The 23958-nt window shown below is 36.3% G+C and carries 25 protein-coding genes; 9 read left to right on the top strand and 16 right to left on the bottom strand.

The annotated features are described in order from the left end of the window. Window positions 1-2: 2 nt before the first annotated feature. Both AC0IWT_RS02355 and AC0IWT_RS02350 read left to right on the top strand, forming a co-directional pair. Window positions 3-1100 carry an efflux RND transporter periplasmic adaptor subunit gene (locus AC0IWT_RS02355; protein WP_471795822.1) on the top strand — a complete coding sequence of 366 codons (1098 nt, stop codon included), beginning with the start codon at window positions 3-5 and terminating at the stop codon, window positions 1098-1100. 24 nt (window positions 1101-1124) lie between these two features. After that, the gene (locus tag AC0IWT_RS02350) at window positions 1125-2063 is read left to right on the top strand and encodes a helix-turn-helix domain-containing protein (RefSeq protein ID WP_471795821.1); all 939 of its coding nucleotides are present in this window, start codon (window positions 1125-1127) and stop codon (window positions 2061-2063) included. Here the strand turns inward: AC0IWT_RS02350 and AC0IWT_RS02345 are convergent. Continuing rightward, complete coding sequence (locus AC0IWT_RS02345; protein WP_471795820.1) at window positions 2060-2653, bottom strand: 2OG-Fe(II) oxygenase; 594 nt, start codon at window positions 2651-2653, stop codon at window positions 2060-2062. The genes AC0IWT_RS02350 and AC0IWT_RS02345 overlap by 4 nt on opposite strands. A gap of 183 nt (window positions 2654-2836) precedes the next feature. Here AC0IWT_RS02345 and AC0IWT_RS02340 point away from each other — a divergent pair, with 183 nt between their 5' ends. Together AC0IWT_RS02340 and AC0IWT_RS02335 are read left to right on the top strand one after the other, a co-directional pair. Then, the gene (locus AC0IWT_RS02340) at window positions 2837-3688 is read left to right on the top strand and encodes a dienelactone hydrolase family protein (protein WP_056870559.1); all 852 of its coding nucleotides are present in this window, start codon (window positions 2837-2839) and stop codon (window positions 3686-3688) included. A gap of 15 nt (window positions 3689-3703) precedes the next feature. After that, a complete protein-coding gene (locus AC0IWT_RS02335; protein ID WP_471795819.1) occupies window positions 3704-5284 on the top strand; it encodes a hypothetical protein in 1581 nt (526 codons plus the stop codon). An 18-nt stretch (window positions 5285-5302) separates the two neighbouring features. On the opposite strand, the gene AC0IWT_RS02330 is transcribed toward AC0IWT_RS02335, so the two are convergent. From AC0IWT_RS02330 to AC0IWT_RS02310, 5 genes are all read right to left on the bottom strand, one after another. Then, window positions 5303-6319 (bottom strand): WD40/YVTN/BNR-like repeat-containing protein, encoded by a 1017-nt coding sequence (locus AC0IWT_RS02330; RefSeq protein ID WP_471795818.1) that lies wholly within the window; start codon window positions 6317-6319, stop codon window positions 5303-5305. 11 nt (window positions 6320-6330) lie between these two features. Further along, window positions 6331-6762 carry a DUF2147 domain-containing protein gene (locus AC0IWT_RS02325; RefSeq protein ID WP_056870562.1) on the bottom strand — a complete coding sequence of 144 codons (432 nt, stop codon included), beginning with the start codon at window positions 6760-6762 and terminating at the stop codon, window positions 6331-6333. A 90-nt stretch (window positions 6763-6852) separates the two neighbouring features. Continuing rightward, on the bottom strand, window positions 6853-7230 hold the full coding sequence (locus AC0IWT_RS02320) for a DoxX family membrane protein (RefSeq protein WP_471795817.1): 378 nt from the start codon (window positions 7228-7230) through the stop codon (window positions 6853-6855). An 89-nt stretch (window positions 7231-7319) separates the two neighbouring features. Continuing rightward, window positions 7320-7820, bottom strand: coding sequence for a DinB family protein (locus AC0IWT_RS02315; protein ID WP_471795816.1), 501 nt, complete (start codon window positions 7818-7820; stop codon window positions 7320-7322). 3 nt (window positions 7821-7823) lie between these two features. Further along, window positions 7824-8318, bottom strand: a complete 495-nt coding sequence (locus tag AC0IWT_RS02310) for a DinB family protein (protein WP_471795815.1) — start codon at window positions 8316-8318, stop codon at window positions 7824-7826. A 132-nt stretch (window positions 8319-8450) separates the two neighbouring features. Here AC0IWT_RS02310 and AC0IWT_RS02305 point away from each other — a divergent pair, with 132 nt between their 5' ends. Beyond that, a complete protein-coding gene (locus AC0IWT_RS02305; RefSeq protein WP_471795814.1) occupies window positions 8451-9413 on the top strand; it encodes a GlxA family transcriptional regulator in 963 nt (320 codons plus the stop codon). A 288-nt stretch (window positions 9414-9701) separates the two neighbouring features. Here the strand turns inward: AC0IWT_RS02305 and AC0IWT_RS02300 are convergent, their stop codons facing one another. Further along, window positions 9702-9884, bottom strand: coding sequence for a hypothetical protein (locus tag AC0IWT_RS02300; RefSeq protein ID WP_471795813.1), 183 nt, complete (start codon window positions 9882-9884; stop codon window positions 9702-9704). 559 nt (window positions 9885-10443) lie between these two features. On the opposite strand from AC0IWT_RS02300, the gene AC0IWT_RS02295 reads away from it, so the two are divergent. Then, window positions 10444-10836: a hypothetical protein gene (locus AC0IWT_RS02295; RefSeq protein WP_471795812.1), complete on the top strand. Its 393-nt coding sequence runs from the start codon at window positions 10444-10446 to the stop codon at window positions 10834-10836. 216 nt (window positions 10837-11052) lie between these two features. Beyond that, window positions 11053-11346: a hypothetical protein gene (locus AC0IWT_RS02290; RefSeq protein ID WP_471795811.1), complete on the top strand. Its 294-nt coding sequence runs from the start codon at window positions 11053-11055 to the stop codon at window positions 11344-11346. 33 nt (window positions 11347-11379) lie between these two features. On the opposite strand, the gene AC0IWT_RS02285 is transcribed toward AC0IWT_RS02290, so the two are convergent. Beyond that, window positions 11380-11703: a hypothetical protein gene (locus tag AC0IWT_RS02285; RefSeq protein WP_471795810.1), complete on the bottom strand. Its 324-nt coding sequence runs from the start codon at window positions 11701-11703 to the stop codon at window positions 11380-11382. 635 nt (window positions 11704-12338) lie between these two features. On the opposite strand from AC0IWT_RS02285, the gene AC0IWT_RS02280 reads away from it, so the two are divergent. Then, the gene (locus tag AC0IWT_RS02280) at window positions 12339-12767 is read left to right on the top strand and encodes a hypothetical protein (RefSeq protein ID WP_056870619.1); all 429 of its coding nucleotides are present in this window, start codon (window positions 12339-12341) and stop codon (window positions 12765-12767) included. A gap of 206 nt (window positions 12768-12973) precedes the next feature. Here AC0IWT_RS02280 and AC0IWT_RS02275 read toward each other — a convergent pair whose 3' ends face one another. From AC0IWT_RS02275 to AC0IWT_RS02245, 7 genes are all read right to left on the bottom strand, one after another. After that, on the bottom strand, window positions 12974-14311 hold the full coding sequence (locus AC0IWT_RS02275) for an HlyD family secretion protein (RefSeq protein ID WP_471795809.1): 1338 nt from the start codon (window positions 14309-14311) through the stop codon (window positions 12974-12976). Window positions 14312-14319: 8 nt separating this feature from the next. Continuing rightward, entirely contained in the window at window positions 14320-16506 is a 2187-nt protein-coding gene (locus AC0IWT_RS02270; protein ID WP_056870621.1) for a peptidase domain-containing ABC transporter, read from the bottom strand. Window positions 16507-16714: 208 nt separating this feature from the next. Beyond that, complete coding sequence (locus AC0IWT_RS02265; RefSeq protein WP_471795808.1) at window positions 16715-18157, bottom strand: TlpA family protein disulfide reductase; 1443 nt, start codon at window positions 18155-18157, stop codon at window positions 16715-16717. Window positions 18158-18219: 62 nt separating this feature from the next. After that, window positions 18220-18459: a hypothetical protein gene (locus AC0IWT_RS02260; RefSeq protein ID WP_157274876.1), complete on the bottom strand. Its 240-nt coding sequence runs from the start codon at window positions 18457-18459 to the stop codon at window positions 18220-18222. A 65-nt stretch (window positions 18460-18524) separates the two neighbouring features. Then, window positions 18525-19226, bottom strand: coding sequence for a glycosyltransferase family 32 protein (locus AC0IWT_RS02255; protein ID WP_471795807.1), 702 nt, complete (start codon window positions 19224-19226; stop codon window positions 18525-18527). Window positions 19227-19237: 11 nt separating this feature from the next. Then, complete coding sequence (locus AC0IWT_RS02250) at window positions 19238-20818, bottom strand: cysteine peptidase family C39 domain-containing protein (protein WP_471795806.1); 1581 nt, start codon at window positions 20816-20818, stop codon at window positions 19238-19240. A 456-nt stretch (window positions 20819-21274) separates the two neighbouring features. Beyond that, a complete protein-coding gene (locus AC0IWT_RS02245) occupies window positions 21275-22393 on the bottom strand; it encodes a sensor histidine kinase (protein WP_471795805.1) in 1119 nt (372 codons plus the stop codon). Between the two features lie 99 nt (window positions 22394-22492). On the opposite strand from AC0IWT_RS02245, the gene AC0IWT_RS02240 reads away from it, so the two are divergent. Next, a complete protein-coding gene (locus tag AC0IWT_RS02240; RefSeq protein ID WP_471795804.1) occupies window positions 22493-22642 on the top strand; it encodes a hypothetical protein in 150 nt (49 codons plus the stop codon). Between the two features lie 15 nt (window positions 22643-22657). Here AC0IWT_RS02240 and AC0IWT_RS02235 read toward each other — a convergent pair whose 3' ends face one another. Continuing rightward, entirely contained in the window at window positions 22658-23395 is a 738-nt protein-coding gene (locus AC0IWT_RS02235) for a LytR/AlgR family response regulator transcription factor (RefSeq protein ID WP_471795803.1), read from the bottom strand. Window positions 23396-23958: the final 563 nt, after the last annotated feature.

The raw sequence follows: 23958 nt of genomic DNA, 5'->3' as shown, positions 1-23958 counted from the left end.
ACATGAAAACAAACATATTCTTAGCGGCCGTTTTAGGTACTGGCTTTTTAATGCTAAGCCTGATTTACAGTTGCAGCAATGCTGAAAAGAAACGCCCTGAAAAACAACAGGAAGCTACCATTGCAACTTTCGGGCTGAAAAAAGATAGATTATCAACAGCATTGAATTTGCCGGGCGAACTGATTGCGTTGCAACAGGTAGATTTGTATGCAAAGGTCAGCAGTTTTGTAAAAACCTTAAAGGTAGATATCGGCTCAGAAGTAAAGAAAGGCCAGCTTTTAATGACTTTGGAAGCACCGGAAATGGGTTCGCAGGTTGCTGCAGCGCAATCGCGGTTGAAATCGCAGGAAGCAATTTATGCCGCAAGTAAAGCCAATTACAACCGTTTGTACGAAACGAGTAAAACGCCAGGAACAATCTCTAAAAACGACTTGGAACAGGCGCTGGCAAAGAGAAATTCTGATATGGCGCAGTTTGAAGCTGCAAAGGCTTCGTACCGGGAGGTTGGTGCCATCCAAGGGTATCTCGAGATCAGGGCACCTTTCTCAGGAATTATTTCAGCAAGAAACGTAAACCTCGGCGCATATGTTGGTCCATCGGGTAAAGGGTCTGAATTACCGCTACTAACACTTCAAGATCAGAAAAATTTGCGCCTTGCGGTTTCGATACCCGAAGTTTATATAGGCTATTTAAAACAGGGCGATGAAGTAAGCTTTACGGTAAAATCACTTCCTAGTCAGGCATTTAAGGCGAAAGTTAAGCGATTATCTGGTGCCCTTGATTTGCGTTTGCGTTCTGAACGGATAGAAATGGATGTTCCAAATTCTTCTAAAGTGCTGTTACCGGGTATGGTTGCAGAGATAAACATCCCGTTGCCAGCCAATGCCAGCACCTTTATTATCCCGAAAAAAGCGTTGTTGGACACAAGCGAGGGCTACTATGTTTTAAAAGTTGAGCAAAATAAGGCGGTGAAAGTCGCGATTAAAAAAGGCAGGGAAACCGATGATAAGGTTGAGATTTTTGGCGATTTGGCAGAAGGCGATAAACTGGTAGCAGCACCAACTGAAGAAATGCACGAGGGTATGACGATTAAACCTTAAATTTGAAAATAAGAAAATGAAGACATGTTAGCGAAAACCGATAACGCAAGCACTTTAACATCACCAGAAACGCTGCAGGATTTTTACAACAGGCTTAAGATAACACGCCCGGAAATCCCGACACCGAGTTTAGGCTTAGTTAATGATATTGGCCACTTCAACGTTTTTAACCGAGCTGTAGTTTGTACAAATACGCCCTCGGCTTTCAGCAGACGCGATTTCTATAAAATTTCTTTAATCATTGGCAACGGCATCTTACATTATTCAGATAAACGGATTGAAATTAAGGAAAGAGCACTTCTCTTCACCAATCCGAATGTACCTTATGCCTGGGAAAGCACATCTCCAACGCCGAACGGCTACTTTTGCCTCTTCACAGAAAACTTTATCCATAACAGAAACGAAAGTTTGAGGGAATCGCTATTGCTTAAGATAAATGACAATCCAGTAATTCACATCGATGCGGAAAAAGAAGAATTTATCAAAAGGATCTTTTCAAAAATGATTTCGGAAATGGATGGTGATTATGTTTATAAATATGACTTATTGCGAAACTATGTGCAGCTTATCGCCCATGAAGCCCTAAAAGTTATTCCTGAAGATAAGGTTTTTAAGCTAAATAATGCATCTGCACGCTTAACAACACAGTTCATCGAGCTTTTAGAACGCCAGTTTCCAATCGGTTCTACCGAACACGTTTTAGAATTAAGAACAGCCCACGATTTTGCTTACAGGCTTTTGGTTCATGTAAACCACTTAAACCATGCGGTAAAAGAAGTTACCGGCAAAACTACGTCGCATCATATCGCGAAAAGAATAACTACGGAAGCAATTGCCCTTTTAAGACACACCGAATGGAATATTGCTCAAATTGGTTATTGCCTTGGCTTTGAGTATCCTGCTAACTTCAACATTTTTTTTAAACGGCAAATGGGTCGTTCCCCTAAAGCTTTCAGAAACTAATCTACTTTCAGCCAACCGGTTATAGAAAGTCTTGCAACGTTTGTTGCTAAAACTTCATGTTCCAGAACATCGCTTTTAAAAAAAACGCTTTTCCCGTTTTCCGGGCTGATATTACGGGCAACCCCATCTTGGTAGATGCAAAGTTCTCCCCCATCGCCGGGTTTCCAGTCAACGTTTAAGTACATAACCATAGAATATTTCCGGCTGCCGTTATTTTTAAACTGATCTAAATGTTTTTTATAGAAACTACCCTCCTCATATAGCGTATAATGAAATTCATAACCGTTAATGCCCGTGTAGCAAGTTTGATTTAAGTGTAAGATAAAGCTATCCATCAAATCAAAAAAATCATTTTCATATTGATTATTATGTTCTCGGTCTAGCCAGTAAATTACATCACTTCGAACGAGTTTGTCCTGATTTACGACCATACTATTTCCGGTTCCTGCTGATAAGAACTGTTCATTTTTATACAGTTCTGATATATTATTTCTCAGATGAGCGGCGAGTTTTGCAGTTATAAAGTCATCAGCTATGCCGATTTCGTTTTCAATAAAAGTATCAATGAGTTTATTAAAGATTTTTTCCAATCGTTTTGGATTAAGGTTTTGCCGTTTGCAATACCTGTTACAAGGTAGACTTATTTATTGGATAAAAGCTTTCTTTTCAATGCATTAAATGAATTTAGAAACCTCGGGATATTAGCACTTTAACATTGTTTCAATTCCAGATTCAGAATGTTATCTTAGCTGCTACGATAAATCTCATCCCTCATGAATCAAAAAATCATCAACCTGTACGATAAGTACACACATAGCCAGCTTAGCCGCAAAGAGTTTATGAAAAAGCTCGCAATACTGACTGGAAGTACAGCCTTAGCGTTAACAGTTTTGCCTTTGCTGGAAAATAATTACGTAGCTGCTGCTGAGTTTTTAAGTGATGAAATCACATCAGAAGAAATAACATATCCTGGTGTTGAGGGCGAAATGAAAGCGATTTTAGCGAAACCAAAAGGTAAAAAAGCCTTGGGTGCGGTTTTGGTAATTCATGAGAATAGAGGCCTAAATCCACATATTATTGATGTAACTAAACGCGTTGCTGCTGAAGGCTTTATTGCACTTGGTGTAGATGCGCTATCACCACTGGGCGGCACGCCGACCGATGAAGATAAAGGAAGGGAATTGATCGGAAAACTGGATCCGGAAAAAAACCTACAGAACTATTTGAAGGGATTGGAGTACCTCCGTAAAATTAAAGGTGGCAATGGAAAAGTTGGTTGCATGGGCTTTTGCTGGGGTGGCGGCATGGCCAATAAACTGGCTGTAAATGACCCAAAACTGCAGGCATCTGTCGCCTATTATGGCGCACAACCCCCAGCGGCTGACGTACCCAAAATAAAAGCGAGCGTAATGATGCACTATGGCGGATTGGACGAGCGCATAAATGCTGGGATTCCGGCTTACGAAGCCGCATTAAAAGCTGCAAACATTGATTATAAAATTTTTATATATGACGGTGTAAACCACGCTTTTAACAATAACACATCGCCCACCCGCTACAATGAGGCTGCAGCAAAACTCGCCTGGCAACGAACAATGGAATTATTTAAAAGTAAACTCGCCTAACACAGCAACAATACAATGAGAAAAAGCCTTAGTACGATCGTCATTTTTCTGCTTCTTTGCTCCTGTTCAAAAGGCCCAAAAACAGCAGAGGAAATTGAACTTACTCAAAACCCGGGTAAAGTAACGTCCAATATTGCGTTTAAAAACTATTTGGGTGTTAATGCTTTTGAGTGGGACTTTACAGAGCCAAACCAGTCTAATCGAATTAGTGAGGTTAGGATGGCAACAATAAATTGTTTCGGAGGGATAAGACATTACCTAGATTGGGAACGAATGGAATCGACCGAAGGTAAATACACCTTTAATCCCACGCACTCTGGCGGCTCTTATTATGACGTGATATACAGCAGGTTGAAAGCAGACAACCTCGGCCTGCTGGTTTGTATCAAAAATATTCCACCATGGCTTATGAATACTTATCCGGCCGACCAGCGGGGCGGAGATAATACTCCGGTTAATTTCGGAGCCGATAAAAGTAATCCTGAATCGTACATTAAGCAGGCAAAAATGGGCTTTCAGTTTGCAGCCAGATATGGTTCTAACCGAAATGTAGATCCAGCTTTAGTTTCGGTTAATACGGCGCCAAGATGGAACGCAGATGATTTAAATTCAGTAAAAATTGGCTTAGACCTTGTAAAATATGTTGAATGTAATAATGAGCCTGATAAATGGTGGGCAGGGAAAAAGGCACAACAAAGTGCTGAAGAATATGCGGCAAACTTATCGGCTTTTTACGATGGCAACAAAGGAAAAATGGGTAAAAACGTTGGCGTAAAAACGGCTGACCCAAACATGAAGGTAGTTATGGCCGGACTGGGAGATGCCAAACCCGAGTTTGTTGCTAAAATGGTTGAATGGTGTAGAAAAAACAGAGGTTTAAAGGCCGATGGAACTGTTGATTTGTGTTTTGATGTTATTAATTACCACTTGTACGCAAACGATGCTTTTTTAAATGGCGGAAACGCTACAACGGGCGTAGCCCCGGAGCTTTCGGAAATTGGTTCTGTTGCTGATAAGTTTATAAAAATGGCAAAGGAAAACGCTCCCGGATTGGAAGTATGGGTTACGGAAACCGGTTACGACGTTGGTAAAACCCCTCAGTCTGCAATTGCAATTGGATCGAAAACTTCGTTTATTACACAGGCAGACTGGAATTTAAGGACTTCACTTTTATACGCCAGACATGGTATCTCGAGATGTATATTCTATATGCTTGACGACGCCGGAGGTGTTAATAATCCTACGCAATATAGTTCTTCAGGATTTCACAATGATGATTTATCTAAAAGACCATCGGCAGATTACATGCTTCAAACAAAACAACTTATTGGAAACTATTTTTATTCGGCTACAATAAGCAATCAGCCTATAGTTGATTTGTATAAGCTTGATAAAAAAGAAATTTATGTGTTAACCATTCCAGACCAGAAAGGTAGAACTTCAACCTATCAACTGGATTTGGGCTCGGCTACGCAAGCAGTTATTCATACCCTGCAAGTTGGAAAAGATGAAATGGCACATAAAACCGTAAACGTTACCAATGGAAAACTTCAGGTAGAAGTTTCGGAAACACCGGTTTTTGTGGAAAAAATATAAGTAAGGGCCTTAAAACCCTTACTTTATTTCAAGTTTGTAGATAAATCCTTTATTGCCGGCGAGTACAATCATATTGCCTTTTTTTGCTTTCTGAACGGAGTTAAAACTAACGTCCGAGATGTGTTTCCAGGTGTTACCACCATCGATAGAAATATCTGTGCCTGAAGTTCCTGTCGCAACTAAAGTGTTCTTATTGATGTATGCAACTCCTGAGCGATATCCTGCAACGGGAATCTTCGGCTCTAGCCAGTTTTTACTTCCGTCGTTAGTAATCAACACGTTGTTGCTGTTTTCTTTATCCTTTACATAATTACCACCAACAACCACACCATTTTTGGCATCGTAGAAATCAATAGAAAACGGACCTGTACTGTTCTCGCCCTGTAAAATCGGACATTTAAATCGTTGCCAGGAAGTTCCGTAGTCTGCCGAGAAATAAATATTTGATTTGGTTCCACCACTCGCAATCCATGTTTTTCCTCCCGGTAAAGTTTTAATCGTGGTTCCACTGGCAGCAAAGGCCGCCTCCCCTTTTGCGAGCGGAATCTGAAGATCGGAAGAAATATCCTGCCAGCTTTTTCCCGCATCTACACTTTTCAAAAGCTTCATTTGGTTGTTAATGGGGTCGCCAAAAATTATCGCTTTATTTTTATCCCAAAATCCTAAACCGTCCAAAAAAATGGCTGTGTCGGTGTTTTTATAGGTTTCAATCCAGTGTTCACCACCATCAACAGTTTTTAATACATAAGCAGGTGAGCCTGCATTAACAATAATTGCCTCCTTCTCGTTAAAGGCTTCGATATCTCGAAAATCTAGTTTCTCGTAACCTTTTGGTTTTATCCATTGCCAGGTTACACCACCGTCTACCGTTTTTCCCACAGCGCCATTACTGCCGCTCACCCAGGTAACGCGATTATCAACTACACTCAAGCCCCGTAAACTGGTTTTGGAATTTTCGTTTAAAACACTAAAAGTTTGGGTTTGGCCAGTACAAAAAAAAGGTGCCATAATCAGGCACCATAATAATTTCTTCATATTAGAATAATTTATTTAACCCTTCTAAAGCTTTCTGAACGACCCAAGAGCGAAATTCCGATGTAACCTCTAACATTCATTACATCGTTGCCTTTGAGCGAGATATTACAGCTGTAAGTTTTTCCACTTTTTGGATCATAAATAGTTCCATCTGTCCATTTGCCATCTTCGTATACAAAATCCTTCAAAATTTCCAAATTTAGTAAAGGCCGGTTTTGTAAACTTGCGGTTGGGTTTTTAACATCTGTTTTAGGTTTGCCATTGATATTTGGTTCTTTTAACCAGGCCAGCTTGCCGAAATATTTATCGCCTTTTTTATAAATTTCTATTTGCCCTTCTCCGGAAGGATTTAACCATTTCCCAACGACAGCATCCTTACTTTGAGCAATTGCGTTAAAACTTATAGCTGCAAATAGCAGCAGTAAAACTTGAAATTTTCTCATAATCGATTTCTATTTAGTGTTTTTAAAGATAGCAATTTGCATTTTCTATGCAAACATAATAAATAGAAAAAATGACAGCGACCTCCAATTTTAAACCGAAACTATCGGAAGATACCTTTTACGGTAGGCATAAAATAGAAACAAATTAAAAATTAGCATAACGGCAACCATAGGTAGCTGTTGCGGTCCCAGATAAAGGTGATAAAAGAATATGTTCAATGTAACGGGGAAAATAACCAGAGCAGCAAGCGGTGCCGTTCTGCCGATTAAAAGTAAAATGCCACATATTAGTTCTGTAACTTTAATCAGCGGCATTAAATAAACAGAAGCTGAAACGCCTGCCATAAATGTCATCTGTTCAGGCGACATTACCGGTTTTTCTGGCATGTACTTTAGAAAGTAGCTGACAGATGCGAAAAGATACATTGCGCCAAGTAATACCCGGACAATAATAGTTGCGATTTTCATAATTTACGATTGATTTGGTTATTTAAAAATAATAAAAGGATTGTTTTTTTCTAATGCACCCAATTATTTTTTCGCTGATGGCTATTTTTTTATGCAAGCTTACTAAATATGGTTGCCAGTTGCATTGTATGCCGCTGTGTATGGAATAGTACAAAATAAATTGCTTCAAGCCTTGTGAGATAGCCCATTTGCGGTAGTTCGAAAGCTTTGCATGTTGCTGATAAATCGAGCGTTGACACTACTTTTAGAATACCCGATTCAATTTCTGCAAGTCTATCAAGCTGAACAATTCTATCGTATTCTTTTTCCGGTGGAACAATAAAATCTGGAGCGTTTAACTTTAAATCAAAATCTAAAAGGACACGCTTTATGTCCTCAACTTTTTCATCTGGTTTTCGAAATGTATTTTCTGTTTCGCCATTCATAACCTCTGCAAAACCTGCATTTGATAAATTAACATGTTCAACAAGTTGTCCGGCCGTCCAGCTACCAACAAAAGGAACCTGATTAACCTGGCTTTCCCGAAATTTTGCAAACAAAGTCTGAAAATCGGCAAATGTTTGTTTCGTTTCCTCAAATAATTTTTCCATACACTACATATAATTCATTGCCGGATATCCTAATAGCCTGCGCCATAATGCTATCTGCCCTATGCAACTCGCCTCCCGGTAGGTTGTGAAAGAAACGAAATCGAAAACTGTCATTTCCATTTCCGGCATTTCGAAGGGCCCATTCAGTTGTGCATCAGTCGCGTTAGTCAGGGCTTCCAGCAATACGGGTGAGATTTTTCTCCAATCATTTTCAAAATCTGCAATAGAGGGATATCTTGCCTCAGCAATAATTCCTTTATTGTTTTCAAAAAATGCTCCGGTCGCCGCTTCTGCGTTAACACCCAACATTTTTGCCAACTGGAATCTACCGTAAACAATGCTTCCCGTTATCCAGGCAATATGATTTGCTTTAGTATCCAACCTTTGCTCAGCATCCTCTTCGCTAATTCCTTCCAGGGCCCGGAACAAAAAGTCTGTATGCATTTCATGCAGCACAATAAGGCCGTACATTTTACTACTCGTAGGATTGTTTTCCATTTCTATTATTCTTGTTCGCTTAACTGAGATTAAAGTTAGCAGTAAAAATGCCTCTAGTGGTTGTCGTAAAAGTCAACCTTAGGGGGCGTTTAAGACAATTATTATTATATTTACGATACTAAATCTAACCGGATGATTAAAATTGCCATAATAATTCCTCAACATTACAAGCTTTTAAGTGTTGCTGCCATTTTGGAAGTTTTCGACAGTGCAAATAAATTTCAGGCGACAAATAATTCGCAATCGGCCTTTGATATCTGTCTACTGACAGCAGAAAAAGGCTTGGATAGCTTCTTTGGCAATTATAATGCTTCAACTATCAACGATGGCGAGTGCTATGACTTAGTGCTAATTCCATCATTCACAACAGACAATATAAAGGATACAATTGGTGCCAACCAACGCTTTATACCATGGATAATTAAACAATATAATGCCGGCGCAGAAGTGGCGACTTTTTGTACTGGTGCATTTTTATTAGGTGCAACCGGCCTACTCGACGGTAAAGCCGCCACGACACATGTTGATGCCTGCAACGCTTTCGCATCGGCATTTCCGGCTGTACGCTTAAAACCTGATAAAACGGTTACCCAAGACGGCAGATTGTTTACCAGTGGTGGCGCAACGTCAACGTTTCACCTGTTACTGTACTTGTTGCAGATACATTGTGGAAAAGATTTAGCGATTAAAACAGCGAAAGTTTTTGCTATTGATATGGACAGACATAACCAATCTTACTTCAGTTCTTTTCAACCAACTAGGCATCATAATGACGAGCTTGTGGCATCAGCACAGCAGAAAATTGAAAGCAATTATCAGGATGTAGCAACGATTGAAGAAATGATTAAAGATATACCTTCTAGTCGGAGAAATATTGTAAGGCGTTTTAAACAGGTTATTGGTATAACCCCAATTGAATATCTGCAACAAACCAGGATTGAAGCCGCGAAAAAACTATTAGAGCAAACCGCACAACAGATGACTGAAGTAATTTATAATTCTGGCTATAACGATCCGAAGGCATTTAGGAAGATTTTTAGGAAAACTGTTGGAATGACTCCTTCACAATATCGAGATAAGTTTCAGGCCAGGTAGGTACTTACTGTACGATATTTCTTTCCATTTTGTGTAATCATTGTGGTACATTAGAAATTAATGCTCATTAACAAAATAATTCTGATTAACTTAACGTTATAGTATTTTAACCAAATAGTTATATTATGAGCACATTATTTCTAATTCTTGGTTCTTTCTATTTTATTTCAATTTGCGCAATGGTTTATTGCTATTATTCAGCAGAACCAATGCCACGCGACTACGATAAATTTTAGAATTTTTTATTGCTTATGTCTTTTCCTGTTTTCGCCTAACAAATCTGACTGGTTATTTTATAACTAAGATTACCCCGTCGTTTTTTATTTTATAGAAATATTCATTCTGCGTATTGTGTTTCAATATCTGAATATCTACAACTTCTCCTCTCTTACCGTTGTCAAGGCAAATATAATCTCCTTTCTTCACAGCTTCCAGCACATACGTATTTGTGTTTTTCGAAATATTAATCATAACAATATTATTGCTTGTTAAGTTAACAACTTAAAGGCCAATTAGTTTGAGTGACGTAAAAACCTTCGATGCTTGAAGATGAAATTTCGAACTTATTTTTTTAAGCAAAAAAGCCTGTAAATTGTGAGTTTACAGGGCTGTAGATTTTTAGAAGTACTCGAGAGGAGAGTACATAAATATGTATTAAAACATTGTTTAATATTAGATAAACTCCTTCATTTAGGTGATTTAAAGCAATATTTATTCTTTTTAACCTATATTAGAATAGTAGAATATACAGTTTATTGTAAATATATTCATGCGGGATATTGGAATTCGTTTTGGGCTCATGCAAATGCAGACTTGACTAGGCTGTTTATTCGGGTTGCACCTATCATATTCATGCCTACTAGTCAAGATGGCTGGCTGCAAGTTACTGTATCAAACGCTACGACTCTAACATCCTTGATGGCCCATACCGGAAACAATATTGATAGGGTTACCGGACAACCACCACATCCCCTGTTATCGACAATCAAACAAGACTTGATATTTTACATAAATGTTTTACAATAGTCAAATGAAAAAACATCAACTCAACTTATTTAAGATTTTGCTTTTCGCATGTGTATTAGCTTTCTTTTCATGTAACCAAAATTGTGATCCCCCGGAATATGGGAGGTATTTAGCAGATATGACTGACGGTGCCAAAATTTATATTGATTTGAAAAAAGACGGATCGTTTTCACATCATTACGTCGATAAAAATGGAAAAACCAAAAGTCACTCAGGAAAGTGGCGTTTCTTACCAGGTAAAAATACATGTGAGATTCTATTTGACCCGTGGTATAAATATGGTTATCGAAATAGTTTTGGCGGAGATGATGAAAAAGTTATAATGTTTAGCCCATATCGCAACGGAGTCATAGAGCCATATGTTGATATTGGTCCATTTTATAAGAAGCAACCTTAGTCACATTACTGACCAGTAGATTTATTGGTTTGAAAACCAGGCATCAATGAATGAGCCATAAGTATTATATCGTTCTCTTATGACTAATATAAACATAGATGAATAACCGTCGCCGGATGCATTAACTAGCCCTTCAAATTTGTGATGCCTTTTTATTTTCACTGAAACATAAGTAATTATATCAAAAGCACTTTCCGCAAATTGCGACATTTGAGAATGGGAACAACGAAAAAAGCCGCTGCATTTGTGGCTAAAATTATCGAACTTGAACAGCAGTTGAAAACTATAAAAAATAATTTTGTACCTCTAAATGAGTTTCAAAATATAACTGGCCTTACTGCCCGAACTGGCAGAAATTACAGGAAGGCCGGAATTATTAGCGCTTATACAATAAATGGAAAGAAACTTTATTACAGGCCTGACCTTTTGAATTTATCAACTCTCTACCCGAGCGGAAGTGTTAAAAGGAATTGGGCGAAAGTAATTAACCAAGTAACCCCAAGTTACTAGCAACTGACTAAATTCAAATTAGCGATTGAAGGGCTAATATGCACATGACTTCTTCTTTAGTTGCTTATTAAGAATATCAATTCTTTGGTTTAGTTTATTGAATTTTTCTTTATTAGCATCTTGTGCATGTCTTGCATCGACTAATGTTGCCAACGATATCGTTGTAGCGACAATCGAGATGATAACTGGAATTGAAAAGGCAACAATACGCCAAACTTTTTTCCAAAAAAGTGCTCTAAAACCACCTTCTGCAATAAATACTATCCCTAAATCTGTTAACCTGGTAAGTGCTTCAAATTTCAAGTTTATATCAATGAGACCTTTGCCAGCGAGGTAATTCAAATCAATTGCATTCATTCCGCTCTTGTCAGGTGGGGACTTATCCTTAGGAAGGGACCTCAAAAATCTATCATACAATATGTGAGATTTGTTCATAGTAAAACGTATGTAAAACAGTATGTTGGTAAAAAATAAAGCCCTGTAAGTATTTAATTTACAGGGCTTTAAAACTAAAAGTACCCTCTCGGAGGAATACTTTGAACACTTAAGTGCTTTCTTACAGGTTCTTGGGCCAATTGTCGATGACTTAAAGAGCAAGGGATTTATATAAAAATTTAGTTTTTCGGAAAAGTCGCAACCGTTGTACTAAAAATTTAGAACACAAAAACTTGGCAAATATGAATGAGAGCGGTTTGGGTTTTCTGGTAAAGATGATAACCAAATATTCGACCCAACTCGCAAATTTACAAATGCGCAAAATAGACTGCACCTGATTGACCCGTCTCACCAGAAATTAAATTTGTTTCAATCATTAATTGGACAAACCGCAACTCGCAAACCTCGTACCGCCGGAAATAAAACTTGAATTAAAAATAATAAATAATCTTGCCATTATAGGCCTGATGGAACGGGGTCAACCAGATTGGTTTAATCCAGTCCGAATGGTTCTAAACGACGAAATTGAGCTATTCCCAATATAAATCGCATAACAAATGGGTGACCTTATTGTTATTGTTTTATTATTAGCTTTAACCATGAAAAAATTTTCATATTCAAGTAATCAGAAAAGATTAATAAAGATTTGGCTAATAATCAATTCTGTAGCACTAATAGTAAATCTTGCTGACATACGAGGTGAAATGATTTTTGGGAGAACAGAAAAAACTGAAATTATTAATGGTTGGAAGACCAAACACTTTACATTGCGAAAATTTTATTTATTTAAAAGTGATGAATATACGCCCGCCTTTTGGCCGTCTGTTCATTTTACTGATAAATATGACTCGGCTACTTTCACGGGTGATAACATTTACACACATACTAAATTCAATGGTATATTTTTCGGGTACGGTTGGATAGAATTTTTTTTCTATACTTCAATAGGATTTGCAATTCCATTTGTCCAAAAACTATGGGAATAGATACTTACATTATTGCTTCAATTTATGAGCTTTACACAATAATTACCGCATACAGCATTAGACCAAGATTAGCAAAAACAATCGCTTGTTGTTAACATCCTTTTAGCTTACTGGTAGCTAGTAAGTATCTGATGTTCTGCTATGCTGATTGGAGCATTAGTTACAGAACCGCAGTTATCTAAGAATACTTTAGGACATGATACTACCTATCTGTTAATGACTTTCAAGAGATTTCTGTAGAAACGTCGTAGTAATGAGCTATTATCTGTAATTATTTCGGCATCGGCGTGCATGCCGTTTTTTAGTATAATTTTCCTACTCTTATCTTTGTTTTCGAATTCTTCAAAATACACCTTTGCTAGAAATACGCTGTCCTTATAAGCAACTTCGGAGATGTAATCAATATGTCCTCTAATCATGCCATATTGTTCATAGGGATAACTTTTCATTTTAATCAAAGTTTTTTCGCCCTTATTAATCTTCCCCATGCTATATTGTGGAATTTGAATCATACCAAAAAAATTTGTATTGCCAGGGTTGATGATAAATAATTCTTGTCCTACAGTTACATTTTGATTTTCCTGAACGATGCCCGCAAAATTTATTTTGCCTTTTACCGGAGCAGTTAGCACATGGCTAGTAATCCACAAGTTAACGTCTGAGAGAATTTGATGGAGAGCCTGAAAGAATTTTGATTTGTTTTCAGAAATAGTACGTTGGAGTTCCAATAATTCTTTTCTTTTAATTGTCAAACTTCCATCATTATTCAACAAAGAATTTTCACTTTGTTGAAGTGGGTATTGTGAGGCAAGAAATTTATTCTCCTGTTGAACGAATTCGCTTCTGGAAATTACCCTGTTGTTATAAAGCTTTAAGTAAGCTTCATATTCTTCTTTTTGATTCAGATACTGCTTTTTTTGGATTGATTGTTCGGTAATAATTTGTTTTTTTTGTGAATTTACCACTTCTAATTCCTTCTTTAAAAAATTAAGTCTGTTAATATAGTAGCCATCACTTTGAGTAGATTTGTATTCCAAATATTGATTATAAAAGTTTTGAAAACTACTTTGCAGCTCTCCTAATTTCAGATTTTCAGGTATTATTAATTCATCCGCCTTTGAGTTTTCCAAAGCTGATTCAAAACCTAAAAGAATTTGATTCAGCCTAAATACATCGACTGGCGAGGCAATACTTTCAAGATAGGCAATTGGTTGGTCAGCGTTAACGTTTTGCCCCTCAACGACAAGGAGTCGTGCAAGCTTTCCATTTTGTCGCGCCAATACAGTTTTAGGCGAATTTAAACTGTTGATAACCAAGTCTGTTTTAATAACATCAGGATATTGAATGACTGAGGAAAGAATGAAAAAGCCGACTAAAACTGTAAATAAAAGCATCATCCCGCGCCTTAATATCCAATTAGGAACAGCGGTAATAATTTCCTCCAGTTCTTCGGTTTGGCGCCATTCCAAGCTCTCGCCAAGTGGGTATTGAACTCTTTCGTCGATTAAGTTGCTGAACTTGTCAGGCTTTCTATTAAATGCCATAATTCTAATTATGAGCCAAGCTCTAATTGATTTTTCACTAATCTAAAATAACTACCTTTTGCTTCAGTGAGCTCGATGTGTGAGCCCTGTTCAATAATTCTACCTTTATCTAAAACAATAATATTATCAGCATTTTTTACCGTACTTAAGCGATGTGCAACAACGACAACAGTTCTACCGGAAAAAAAGCTCTGTAAATTCTCCATGATAATCAATTCATTATTGGAGTCTAGTGCATTTGTCGCTTCGTCGAAAAAAATATAATCTGGATTCTTATAAACCGATCTAGCAATCAAAATTCTTTGCTTTTGACCCTGACTTATACCATTTCCCTCTGCGCCAATAATAGTGTTTAGGCCCAACGGCAGGCTTTGGATGAAATCAGTTATATTTGCAACTTTTATGGCGTGCGTTAATTTAGATAAATCAGGATATTCATCTCCGACAGCAATATTTCGTGCGATATTATCAGAAAAGATGAAACCTTCTTGCATTACTATTCCACATTTACCTCTCCAAAACTTATAACTAATACCTGACAAATTGCTTTGCCCAACTTTGATCTCGCCTATTTGCGGCTCGTAGAATCTTAACAAAATTTTTATGAGTGTAGTCTTACCACTTCCGCTCATGCCTACGATTGCGGTCGTTTTCCCTTCTGGGATCTTTAGATCAATGTTTGAAAGTACAGGGCTATTTCCTGTCCCAGGATAAGTAAATGATAAATTATCTATACTTATTGTTTTGTCCGTTGGTAAAGTCTTGCTAAATGTTTTGTCGGATGATTCCTCATCATCCATTTCACGGATTTCATTTAGGCGTTCGAGAGAGATTTTGGCATCCTGTAATTGCTGCAAGAAAGTTAGCATCTGTTCTATAGGGCTGTTTAGTTGGCCCACGATATATTGGACTGCCATCATCCCTCCAAGTGTTAATTCGCCATCAATTACTGATTTTGCAACTAAAAATGTGATCAGAATGTTTTTGCCTTCATTTATAAAAAATGTTCCCGCTTGTTGATATTGCCCCAAGGCGAGAGTCTTAATATTGAAACGGAAAAGCCTAGCTTGAATTCGTTCCCACTCCCATCTTTTCTGTTGCTCACAATTATTCAATTTAATTTCTTGCATACCAGCAATAAGTTGAACAATAGTACTTTGGTTTTTTGATGAAATATCAAACCGTTTAAAATCTAGAGTTCGTCTCTTCTTTAGAAAGAAAAGAATCCATAAGCTATATAGTATACTACTTAACAAGAAGATTAGAAATATGTCAGTATTATAATAGACGAGTACAACTGTAAAAACAATTAAATTGAGAAACGAAAAGAGAATTCCTAAAGTCGGGCCTGTCAAAAAACTTTCGATACGCTTTTGATCATTCATTCTTTGCATTATATCTCCGGTCATTTTAGTATCAAAATAACTTATTGGTAATTTCATTAGCTTAAAGAGAAAATCTGTTAAAATGGAGATGTTGAGCCTGGCACTAATATGTAGGAGTATCCATGAACGCAAAAAATCAACACTCATCCTTCCCATGAAAAGCATTGTTTGAGCAATTAGGATAATGTATATAAAGTTTATATCTCTCGTATTAATTCCTATGTCAACGATAGACTGGGTTAAGAATGGAAGAACAAGTTGTAATAGACTGCCAATAGCTAGTCCTGCAAAAAGTTGTAAAATGAGCTGTCTATATTGCAGTAAGTATTTAAAAAGGTAACTTAGCTCCAAGTGTTTTACTTCTTCACTTGGCTGATTATAAAAATCAGGTGTTGGGCTCAAAGTTAAGACTATACCCTCTTGGAAGACACTTCCGCTTATTGATATCCAGTAACTCAAAAATTCTGTTTCACTGTAATGCAACCTGCCTTTTGCCGGATCTATTATAATAAAATTATTTTTTTGTATTCGTTCCAATACAACAAAATGACTTTGTTGCCAATGGAGTATGACCGGTAACTCAATTTCCTTAAGTTGTGCAACTGTAATCTTAGCGCCTGTTGTTCTAAAACCAAGTTTTTCAGCTGCTTCACTAATACCCAAAAGAGAAACTCCATCTCTGCTAATCCCAGATTCTTGCCTTAGTTTTTCTGTTGAAATTATTTTTCCATGAAAAGCTGAAATCATTTTTAAGCAAGTCGGGCCACAATCCTTTTGGTTAGCCTGTTTATAGAAGGGAATTTTTTTCACTGTTAGTCTTTTGTAGTAATTGGTTAATCGTTAAAGCTCAATAAATGATTGTTCCCAATTTCTTAATCGAATCAAAATATCGTTAACAATGGCAGCAACCATATCAGATATTTTTTCAATTCATTATAAGGGAAGTTCGATAGAGGAATTCAAATCTATTGTCTTAAATTAGCTGAGACCCATTTACCTTAAAAAAGCTTTTCAAGGCTTACTTAGTTTCAGAAGATAATGTTTTCATTGCCTGAGGAAACTCACGGGAACTTGGCCGGGGTAAATTTATGTTCTTAACTTCCCCAAGGCTGTTGAGGGAAATATATCTCGGAATTTCCCCGATGTTAAAATATTTTGAATAAGCACTTGTGGATTTTTTATCAAGCCGATAAGAATCCAAATCATACTCTTTAATCAACTTATTCATCTGAGACACCTTGCTATCCAAATCAAGAGATATATAGATGAACTTTACCCCCTTAACCTGTGCCTGTCTGACATTTTCGTTTCCTGCCTTGAACTCGAATATGCATGGGCCGCACCAAGTAGCCCAGTGATCAAGTACTATCGCAGAATTGTTATATTTAGATAAAATTTCCCTCAATTTGATGGGTTTGTTTTCACTGGAAAAAAAACTAAGATTTAAGATTGAATCCGGCAGGTTTTTGTTTATCAGATTAGCAATATAATATCCTTGATCTATAAAATTATTGTAGCTACTGTCGCCAAGTTTGTCTTTATATTTTCGATACCAGTTATTTCCAATTTCAATATCTTTTTCATTAGAGGAGGAACTATTTGAATATTTATAATAAGAGTTGGCTAATAAAATATTTTTCAACGGTGATCGAAATGCTGAATCTATAACCTTTGTTTTTCTCAAAAGTGTGTTTTCGTTAGGTTTCCGATCAGATAGAATCTGACTGGCCAATTTCATTGAGTATACGTAATCATTTGTTGTTACAAGTAACTCTTCAAGATGCTTCTCGGTTTTAGGGAAATATTTGTTTATAATATTGAAATCTTTTGGTTCGAAAGATATACGGTTGTTTTTTGCTTCGTTATAGATTACAACAAAAGCCCTGGCCTTATTAATGGCATATAAATAATCATACAAAAATTGATCTTTTTCAATTTCGAAATAAGTATCTATGAGTTTGTTATTTTTTGCATCGATACTGTCCACTGCCTTAAAAAGAGCCTCTGCTGAATTGACATTTTTCAATTTTTTAGTCATCAATAAGGAATCTCTTAAAGATTTAAAATTGTAACGAATTGCATTTTTACCTGTAAAAGTGAAACTCAATCTATTTTTGCTATCACCGTTTGATGATATCACCAGCCCTAAAGAATCTCCTGGTGACATCAAGACTTGAAAAGGGAGTTGATTTGATAAAGCGCATGTGACTACTGTTACCTTTTTTAGCCCTGTAATATTCAAATTTCCAACTGCGTTTAGAGAAGCGCTGAGTTTTGATGGCTTTTCGACAAGTGGCTCAAACAGCTTGGATTCTATAATAAAATTTAACGATGTTTTTAGTTTGCCTTCGACGTTGTCTTGAATACTTAGTGTGACGTTTCCTTGCCCCATAGAGTGGTTCACAATCGCAAGTGTCATTATTATTATAAATAAAATGTGTCTGTTCACAACCAGTTTCATTAGTTTCATTTTAATAAAGTAAATAATGATGACTCTGGTATGAAACCGAGCCATCATTTTTTTTAAGAGCCGATCACATTACAATTCGACTTATTCTTGTCATAGCTACCGTAGTTTTGGCAATAATAGTCCCAATTTTCTACGTCGCAATTAGTAACATTAATTCCCGCTAGAAGGTCTTGGTTAGAATCACGACAAGCCATATAGCCATCTACATCCCCATAGTAACCGTCGCCACCTCTTATAGCTTTTAATTCATCACGGGAGAAGATTTGACTTTGAGAAATTTCATTTAGTTTCATAACATTTTTTTTAGGTTGAATAGCCTTTTCGGAACGGGCTATGTTGCGTTCGCATGAATTTTTAACTACATGCTCGTTATTTGATTATGCCTAGTTGCAACAGGCATGACCGCACTTGTACAAATGTTTTTATCAGGAAGCCACGAATGAAGCCAATAATGGATCATTGGCCTTATATCAAGTCTTTCTGGCATCGTTTTTATTTCATGGTAGTCGTACAAGAATACGTCCTTGATAGGAGTGATATCCTGCCTCGAATTTTGATATTTCTGAAGAACATCGCGCATACGAAATGGACCAGAATAATTTAGAGTATTTAAGAGATCTCTCTCTCCATTTACAAAAAGCTGAACGATATCTTTTGCCAAATAAAACAAGAAATCTTCTCCTGCACACGCTGCAAAACATTCTGAGGCTAAACTACCGTCAGTGTTATCAACCAATAAATATCCGTTTGGTTTAGAAGCACACAAATCCAGGAATGAGCTTTTGTTTAATAGCTGAATATCCCAATCGACATAGTGACCACCATAGTGAAATACAACCAAATACCTAAAAATATCAGACGCTTCGGCATGGTTTCTTGCCCTTTTTATCGACTCAAGTGCAAAAGGAAAGTTCTTTTTGATAAAAACTTCAATGGATTTATCTGTCCAAATTTTTATCTCAAAACCCTCCTCAAACAGTGCTTCCCATGAAGCTAAGCATCTTTGGACAACATAATTTTTTTTTTCCCCAACGATCTGATGTACAATTTTTGGTAACATAAATGAAGATTTTAATTTATCAAATACTTAATATCACTTAAAATGAAGGGTTCTGGTAGCTTCTGTCCGTTTATTAAAATTGTTGGTGTTGAAGTAATATTCGCATTATTACACCATTTTCGATGTGCTTTAATAACTTCATTTGCGTCTAATTCATAATTAACCGGATACCTGTTTATCCAATTTTCATAATTGTTAGTTTGTTTCTTATACCACTCTTCAATAGCGGGCCTCATCACCTCTGGATCTTTCATTCGACTCAAAGCAATCATATGTTTTGCAACAATATTCCTCACATCATCTTTATTATCAGTTACCGCAAAAATGATCTCTATTTTAATATCATCTCTGCCTTCAAGCCAATTGCTGAGCCAGATGTGAGCCTCTGCACAAGGTCGACAGTATGGATTGCTTACGATTGTTACTGTGGTTTGCGCCTTTGGATTTCCGATAACTATAGGGAAAATTGCTTGATCAACTACATTTTTAGGTTCCTTACTTATTGCATCAATAAATAGTGGAGTATTGAACTTAATTTTATTAAGTTGCTTTGTTAACGAAACTATTTCTTGCGATCTGATAAAGATTAATTTAAGTCCTGACCAACAAACAACAGGAATTGAGAATGACCAAAGAACTTCTAGAAAAATTCTTAGATTTAATTGAGTAGCTGCATGGCTCGAAAACGAGAAATTCCACGCTTCGAGCCAAAGGACGATTTGCACCCCACAGCATAAAATACACCAAGACTTATTCTTAAACTGATATCTGATCGAATAAACTGTGTAGGGAAGACTAAGCAAATTTATTAGTTTAACAATAAGTTCCAGCTCAGGGTTTATTACCAGACATAAAAAGGTTCCAAAAAAATAATAAAAGCCTACTTCACTCCAAGATAGCCAAGAAGTTAGCCTTGAAGCGGGGCTTGTTAAAACTGAATCACAGTTGCCATTTTTTAAAATACCGCAAGCCATATTTAAAAATGGATTATTAAAGGATACACTTTTAAATAGTAAAACTGAAGTAATTACTATTCCTCCTAGTTTTAATCCCAGGGCTAAATTATTATCGTAAAAAAAAAATTTATCAGCTATAAGCAAATAAAAAATATTTGTCAGCAGAATCACCAAACCAACAAACTTACTGTAATAGAATAAATTCTTCACTTGGTTAACGCGATAATCTCTCTCTGCACTTTTCTCTGAAATTGTAGGATATAAAGAAACTCCTTCCCACTTATTAATAAATTCAAATTGGGAAATCTGAAATCTTCCATTTTTTTGATTTTCAAGATGAACATTCTCGTCAACGATTTTGTTTACAATCACAAATTCCCCTCCATTTTCCGGAAGATGAGCAATGAAAGGAAAAGATAAGCCTTTGGAGTTAAATTCTTCTTTCTTTACGAGAAACGCTGTACTCTTAACTTTAAATTCTTGGAGGGTATCACTTATCGACAGTAAACTTGAAAAATCGGGGTGACTTTCGATGATCTTTTTAACCGTAAATGAATTTGCTTGTATATTTAAAATTTGTAAGATTCTGAATGTTACCCATGTGGAGTTATTTGAATAAAACCTTGATGATATCATTTGAGCGTTTAATTATATTTTTATTATGCTAAAGTGGAAACGAATCCACACAGATAATAGCATTTTATATAGAAAGTAGGATTTATGTTATGATAAGGTTATTATTGGGGATTAAGCTTAAAAATATAGATGTTGACGTTCTAACTATTTTTCACCAAATAATTATTGAGATATTTTGTTATAGTAATTGAGATATGCAAGTATTGAGTATCAACTATGCGGTAACGAACCTGAGGAAAAAGCAACGTTAAGCTTCCTGGATCAATCCCAGATCGGAAATTTTTTTACAAATGTCGGGTATCTCTGTGATTACCTTGATGTGTGAAAAAACGCAAATTAGACTTAACTAAAGGTTCGTTCGTGGTAGTTTCATGACAACCGCTAAGTAACCACTGAAAACAGCCATCGGATATTTTTTTATACCAGAATATGCGTTAAGGATTTTTCAATAATCTTTTAGGACTGTTGAGCAATTTTAGAGGACGTAATGTCAGTTCGCGGGGTTTCAATCGTGGGAAGCTCAAGTGTTGTATAAAATGTGCCATCAATTTCTGAATGTGAATAATTATATGTATCACCATATACATGGACAAGCCTAAATTTTAGATTCTTCAACCCGGTGTTGGTACTCAGGGCATCAGATTTTTTTATAATCTTATTTATAGTTTTTATTATTATGGTGTTTTTTACTAAGGATATTGAAATGCTAGCAGGATTTCTATGGTCATCCAAAACACCATGTTTGAAAACGTTCTCGCTCAACGTTAAAAGTGCTAGTGGAATAACTCGTTGATTTAACAAATTTTCTTGGTGATCAAAATGAATGCTTAAAGAATAATTTTCCTTAATTTGGAATAAATTAATAAGATTTTCAACTTGATGGATTTCATCGATAAGTGGGGAAGTTTGTTCTGTTTGATTTAGTCCAATTGAGTACCGCATCATTATCGCCAATAAAAGGATCAGCTCACCCGCTTCCGAGTCAGTTGTCTTTATTCTTCTGTGAACAAAATTTAGCGTGTTGAATAAAAGATGCGGATTTATCTGAGCCCTTATAAATGCATTTTCAGCAATAGCTAGTTCAGCTTTAGTAGATTCCTGTCCAATAATGGCTTCTAAACGCGCTTTTTCCAATTTTTGAGTTAGCTGCTTCTCTTTTAAAAATCGATTCAGAAACCAAAAACCTGTTGAAAATAAAATAAAATAGAGCGACCGATAAATCGCCCCTAAAACAAAACGGTGGTCAATACCCAATGCGCTACTAGGTGTGGGCTGGTTGAAATCTGTAAGCCATTGGTTGAATTGAGCTAATAGTGGAATATATGCAACAATTTCGATTGCAGCAATCAGTAAGATTAATAAATAATCTTTATTTTTTAAAAATTTAACCTTACTAAGAACCCAAGAATGAACATAAAACAGGGCTATATTTAGGCTAAAGTGGGATGCATAGTTCTCAAATTTTCCAAACTTCTGGTAGAAAACCCCAATTAAAACCGACTCATAAATGATGTAAATCGCCCACAATAATATATGTAACCTGTATCCCTTCCAAAAAACTAAAAGTATCTTCATAATCTAAAAAATACCCCCTTTCATATCATTTCTAAGCCTATCCATCCAAATTTTTTCTTTCTGATTTTGACGCTTTTTAAGTTTCGGAAAATAAACGTTATGAAACTTATAAAAATTCAGAAAAGGGTTATGTTTACATTCAAATCTAAGCGTTCGGCAGGCAAATTCACAACTGAAAGTACCGCAGCCTGCGACCCAACGATGGGCACCTTAACAAGTACTTTAACTGGCTTATTACAAAACCACTGATGTCTAAACCCATTTCTATTTTTTCGAAATGGGTTTAAACATTTTTTTTGACACAAACTCACTTAAAATGTCTCGGTAACTATCTCCAATCGTAAATTTCGCCCCTGAACTCATCGTTAGCGTATTTCCATCAATAATTGAAATGTGCTTTTTAGAGATAATAAAACTACGGTGAAGTTGAACAAATTCTGGTCTGTCTCGAAAGACTTCCTTAGCCTCTTTAAGACTAATATGTGTCACAAGTCTATTTTTCAGGGTATGTATTCTTACATAATTCAAAAGACTTTCAATCGCCACGATATCATCAAAGTCTACTTTAATCAGTTTTAAATTTGCCTCTTTGTTTTTAATGTATAGAAAATCATCCAGAGATTTTGCCTTAACTGCCGTGTGTAATGCCGATTCTGAAAAAAGTTTTTCCGTTGTTTTCAAGACTTCCGCAAAGCTAAAAGGTTTTAGTAAAAAATCGTCAGCACTCACTTTAAAAGCATCAAGAGCATATTTGGAATGAGAAGTTGTGAAAACAAGCTTTTTTGTTTTAGAGCGAATCAACTTAGATAATTCAACGCCATTTAATAGTGGCATATCCACGTCAATAAATACTAAATCTAGCTCATTCGATTTAAAATAATTTAGAGCCTCTAAAGGATTTGTAAATGATTTTACTATTTTAAACATTGGAAGATTTTCAATTAAAATAGTAATATCATCTATTGAAGACTGTTCATCGTCTATAACAACGCACGTTATCATTTCGGCTAGAAAATTTGATTAATTTAAAATTCAAATTTAGATTATTTAAAGGAAAATAATCTAAGCTTAATAAAAAAAAAGAGATACCATCCCAGAAAAACAACTTTTTATATAACATAGTACTGTTTTAATGCCATTTCTTGACCATATCTATTTCCTTTGTTACATCTAGGACAAATTCGCCTTAAAGACAATAATTGTATTAAGCCTTAATTTGCATCAGGCAGTTTCATACCATTGAAGTGTAACGGCCCAGCCTCGTGTCCAACGGACACGAGGCTTCCTGCCTGACGAACGCCTTGAAGCTAAAAATTTCAATTGAACCAATAATCCATTTTTACTGGTCACAGTGTAAATCCTCTAAGGTAAGGCAAAGCCTGTATAGGGATTAGATCTGCATGGACATCTACCAAAACAGGCATGCACAGACCCGAAAAAACCATTGGTGGAAGGTTTCTTCCCTGTCCTCATTGTGCAACAAGACAGAAAGGTACGTCTTAGTTGTCTTTGGGGAGATGCTGAGCTTCCATCCGCCTGCTGGATGGAGACTGTCAAGCATCCTG

The sequence above is a fragment of the Pedobacter sp. AC464 genome (assembly GCF_979253075.1).
Note: the sequence above shows the minus strand (reverse complement) of the source record. Positions and strands in the feature narration are given on the sequence as shown.